Raw genomic sequence first — 4,347 nt, 5'->3', positions numbered from 1 at the left:
TTTCACTCATTTTACAATTTTGCATATCATTCACAAAATTTAAAATCATAAATTCCTTAACACTTAAGTCCCCAAATTTCTCACAGCAATCTTTCATGCCTTTCTTCATCGCGGTTACGATTCGGAACATTGCCATGCAAAAGCGATCTAGTATTTCTTTTGAAATAGCCATTCTCTTATATAACTTAGTACGAAGTTCGTATTGTTCAATAATAGTGTTAAAAAAACATTTATTCAAAGCGAAACATTAATGAATATTTTATGTTTAACAGGTTTAACTTAATTTGGAGGGGTTAAAGCACAATACAAGAAGAACTACCGTAAATGTTTATCTCTTCAAGAATTTTCATGGATAAACGTTTTTATATAAACTTTGGGATTTTCCTTGGCGTAATATACGTGTTAGGGGGTATCAACGATTTCTTTATCCTAAAGCAACCTTTCGAAGCTTATCATCTTATCCTTCCAGCACTTCCCGCCTTTGTTTTGAGTATCGCATATACACGTCATAGTATGTTAATGGACAATTTGGAAGAGGGTAAGAGTAATTTGGAAAAATCTCAAAAAGAAAAAGGGGATTTGATGGAAATAAATGAAAGCTTAGAAGTATTTGCGCACACTGTGTCGCATGATTTAAAATCGCCTCTGTATGCTTTTTCTGTATTAATTACAATTTTGGAGAAGGATCTGGAAAATGAGAATTACGATCACGCAAATGCTACAATGGTTCAATTGCGAAACGCGAATGGTTTGATGCGGAACTTAATAGACAAAGTATTGGACTACTCTAAACAAACCAATTTCGAGATTAAGTATGAGAAGATAATATTGAACGACTTAATTGAGGATGTATCGAAAGGCTTTTCTCTGACAAGTGATGTAAACATCAATGTGCGTGCAGATATGTTAGAAATATTTTTTAGCGAAGTTGCTTTAAAACAGATATTGAATAACCTCTTTGAGAATTCTATTAAATATTGCGATAAGGAAACGTGTGAGATTTTAGTAGAATGTATTTCGGATGAAACTTTTATTACACTTCGAGTTTCGGATAATGGACCTGGAATTCCGGAGGAATATTATAAAGAGATATTTAGACCATTCAATAGAATTAATAAAGGCTCTAAAATAGACGGAGTAGGTATTGGCTTGGCTACAGTAAAGAAAATTGCTGAGCGAACAGGTGGAGGTGTATCCGTTAAGTCAATTAAAGGAGAAGGAACCCAATTTAGCGTTATTATTAAAAAGGTAATACTTTCCGGAGCACATTAGTGGCTACTCTTTTCGAATAAAGAAACCGTCTTTATTTAATAGAACTATAAATATTTCTTTTTGTCCGGTTTTATCTTTTAATAAAACATCGAACTGTTTTTGGTCATCGAGCACAGTACCATCTTCTAATTTAAACACCAATTTCTGAGAAGATAGAATACTATCTGTTATATACTCAAATTGATTATCGGAATTGATAAATGCCTCGGCAATAACCGCGTTGTTTGAATCAAGCATAAATAGCCTGGTCTTATCAGTGAGTAACTTCTTCTGTTGGAAAGTTTGTTTTTGAATATTTGAGGCGATTATAGTTATTTCTTTATTCGACTTATCAATAAACTTAATTGGAATAGAATCTAGTTTGATGGTATCTGTCTCTTCTAATCTGTAATATAAATTCCCAATACCTGGAATCTCTGAGAAAGTGAAGTATCCTGATTCGTCTTTTTCTGCGGCTCCAATAGTCTCGCCCTTATCGTTTAATAAATGAAGTTTTGGATTAGATTCGTTAGAGATAATATCAGTAGTCTTACTTTCATCCTTTCGATTTCCGATTAGTACACTTAGAAATACCTCATGTGTGTTACCTATTTGTTTCCGAATATCCTGCCCCGAAGAATTATAAGAGTACCCTAATTCCAACATTTCTGAGAGTCTAAGTTTCGTGGAAGCCATCCATCCATTTCCTATTCTTCTGCCAAACCCAAGTTGATAATCGTCTTTAAAAACAACATTTAAGTTGTAATCGTGATATAAGTCATAATTTTTAGTGAGCCGAATAACAGCCACTGGTTGTAGTGAAAAAAGTTCGCTAAGCTTAAAAGTTGTGCCTGTTGAGAAAAGGAGTTGCCGTCTCAATTGAATCGGCGTCATGTTTTTAAATTTAATTTTTGCTTGTTCGAGATTAGAAAGAGCTACATCAACATAAAAATTATTTAATTCAAAACGACTCCCGAAATTTGTTGTGACGATCCCTGCCTCTGAAGAAAAGGTGAGTAAGTCGGGTTCGGAATATTTAATGCTATTCCAATCTATACGGTGTTTAACCAATCCGCTAATTATGCCGAGCGAGAATTCCCCGCCAAATAGAGGCAGCTTGTATCCAAATCCAAAATAGTATGCATTATTTCTTTCGGCACCCAATCTATCGACCGCAGTTTGTAGACTAATACTAAGTTGTCTATTGTTTTTTTTTACCAACGGAAAATCGAGTGCAAAGCCATCTGTTTCTGGAGAGTTTTGGATGTTGGTCCATTGTTGTCGAACATTTAGGCTGATTCTAATTTTTTCTTCACTACCAATATGGGCAGGGTTGTACATCACCTTATTAAAGAGGTATCGCCCATCATAGAATGTTTGTTGCGACCAACATGGAGCGCTTAATATGGAGAGGATTAGAAGAAGTAAGATTTTATTAGCCACGTCTCTTCTTTTTATCGGATTACGTTAATCCATCCAGTTGATTTCGTATCATCAATTGATATACTATAATAGTAAGTGCCATTCTCAAGAATATTATTCGACTGATCTACACCATTCCAGTTATTGTAATAGTTTTCGGATTTCCATAATACTTTCCCCCATCTATCAAAAATCTTCACCTCAATAATGGCTTCGGAGTTTTCATCTCGTATACGCCACGTCTCATTGGTGCTATCTCCATTTGGTGTGATACCAGTTGGAGTATCAGTTTGTCCAATAACAATGCTACTAAGAGAGCAATAAAATGAAATAAGAAAAAATATTGAAATTGTGGCTTTCATCATCCATTAGAATTACAATAAAGCTAATAGATTGTATTGTTGAAAGCAAGGCGGTAATTGTACATATATAGCCGATCTAAATATTTAGATGGCCTATAACTCTTGGTTGGTCTTTGAAATAGGGTGATTCAAGAAACGGAGTGGTATTAACGACACTTTTTTGTTAGTCGATAATGTCAAGTACTTGTAAGTCATCAAGAACATCTGGATCGGCATCTAAATCAAGATCTATAAATATAGGTGTGCTTTTATCTTTTAAGGACCTTGTCATAGCGGTGTACCATTGTAGTTTGTATTCTATCATAACTGTGGGTTGTGTTTATTACTACAACTATATACTAGAAAAGCAAATTTGGGTTGTCCGAAAAACTACGTATTCCTTACCGTATAAACACGTAATGTATCTATTGATGAATAGTTTAGTATTTCATTAGCTACAAGTACTTCGAAAATTAGAAGGTTAGCATTTTTTTTTATAAGTTAGACCTCTCTTGTTAAATAAAAAATATAAAGCCAAACAGTACATTACATGCTTTTTACATAGCCTTATTGGTGTTTTAATAAAATAATTGAAGAAATATTGGTAAAAACTGATTCTTGAAGTGTAACTATTGCAACAGGCAGTAAAGGCCAATGAATAACTTGATTAGTATGAGTTCAAATCTTAAGAAATTTTTAAGCTTATTAACCGTAAGCTTGTTTTTTAGTTTCGCTGTTTTCGGACAGGAAATTTGCAACAATGGTATAGATGATGATAATGATGGTTTTGTTGACTTAAATGATCCCGACTGTCCTTGTGGTGGAGGTGTATTGACTGTGCTGGATACAGGTCTTGTAGAAAACTGGAGTATGGAGCACATGAGTTTCTGTAATGGTGGAATATGGGAGTATAATGATCCATTAGCTATTGATGGTTGGCCGGCTCCAGCAAATCCTGGGGATTTAGGATCAACGGATCAATTCAGTGCGTTGTGTACTCCCGGTGGAGATCAATGGTATGATTTGAATGTAATTACTAGTGCTGAGCATGCATTACCGATCAATCAACCACTTTTGGGAAATGTTTACCAAGGAGCACAGTTAGCAGGAGATTGGAGAGAATACATGTCTTTTCAGTTACATACTACAATGCCGGCAGGAGTAGAGCACTTTTTCAATTTTTGGACTGCGGATAGAGCAGGTACTGCGAATATTGAGCAGGATAATGGTTGTGAGCTTCCGGTTCTTAATGGGCCAATAGATTTAACTTTATTTGGACATGAGACAGATCTCTCAGATGGAAACGGATTAGGAGCTTGGGCAAGTGGAGAAT

General features: G+C 35.0%; 5 protein-coding genes. 2 read left to right on the top strand and 3 right to left on the bottom strand.

Annotated features, from left to right (window positions below; translation table 11 throughout):
- Positions 1 to 348: 348 nt before the first annotated feature.
- Positions 349 to 1,272, top strand: a complete 924-nt coding sequence (locus HRT72_08430; GenBank protein NQY67732.1) for a HAMP domain-containing histidine kinase — start codon at positions 349 to 351, stop codon at positions 1,270 to 1,272.
- Positions 1,273 to 1,275: 3 nt separating this feature from the next.
- Here HRT72_08430 and HRT72_08425 read toward each other — a convergent pair whose 3' ends face one another.
- The 3 genes from HRT72_08425 to HRT72_08415 form a co-directional block, all read right to left on the bottom strand.
- Complete coding sequence (locus tag HRT72_08425; protein NQY67731.1) at positions 1,276 to 2,694, bottom strand: PorP/SprF family type IX secretion system membrane protein; 1,419 nt, start codon at positions 2,692 to 2,694, stop codon at positions 1,276 to 1,278.
- A gap of 11 nt (positions 2,695 to 2,705) precedes the next feature.
- Positions 2,706 to 3,038, bottom strand: coding sequence for a gliding motility-associated C-terminal domain-containing protein (locus HRT72_08420; protein NQY67730.1), 333 nt, complete (start codon positions 3,036 to 3,038; stop codon positions 2,706 to 2,708).
- A 160-nt stretch (positions 3,039 to 3,198) separates the two neighbouring features.
- On the bottom strand, positions 3,199 to 3,339 hold the full coding sequence (locus HRT72_08415; protein ID NQY67729.1) for a hypothetical protein: 141 nt from the start codon (positions 3,337 to 3,339) through the stop codon (positions 3,199 to 3,201).
- 347 nt (positions 3,340 to 3,686) lie between these two features.
- On the opposite strand from HRT72_08415, the gene HRT72_08410 reads away from it, so the two are divergent.
- Positions 3,687 to 4,347 (top strand): hypothetical protein (locus HRT72_08410; GenBank protein ID NQY67728.1); only part of this gene is annotated, 661 nt, incomplete at its 3' end.

Source organism: Flavobacteriales bacterium (assembly GCA_013214975.1).
Classification (GTDB): Bacteria; Bacteroidota; Bacteroidia; order DT-38; family DT-38; genus DT-38.
This window is presented reverse-complemented; position numbering and strand designations above follow the sequence as displayed.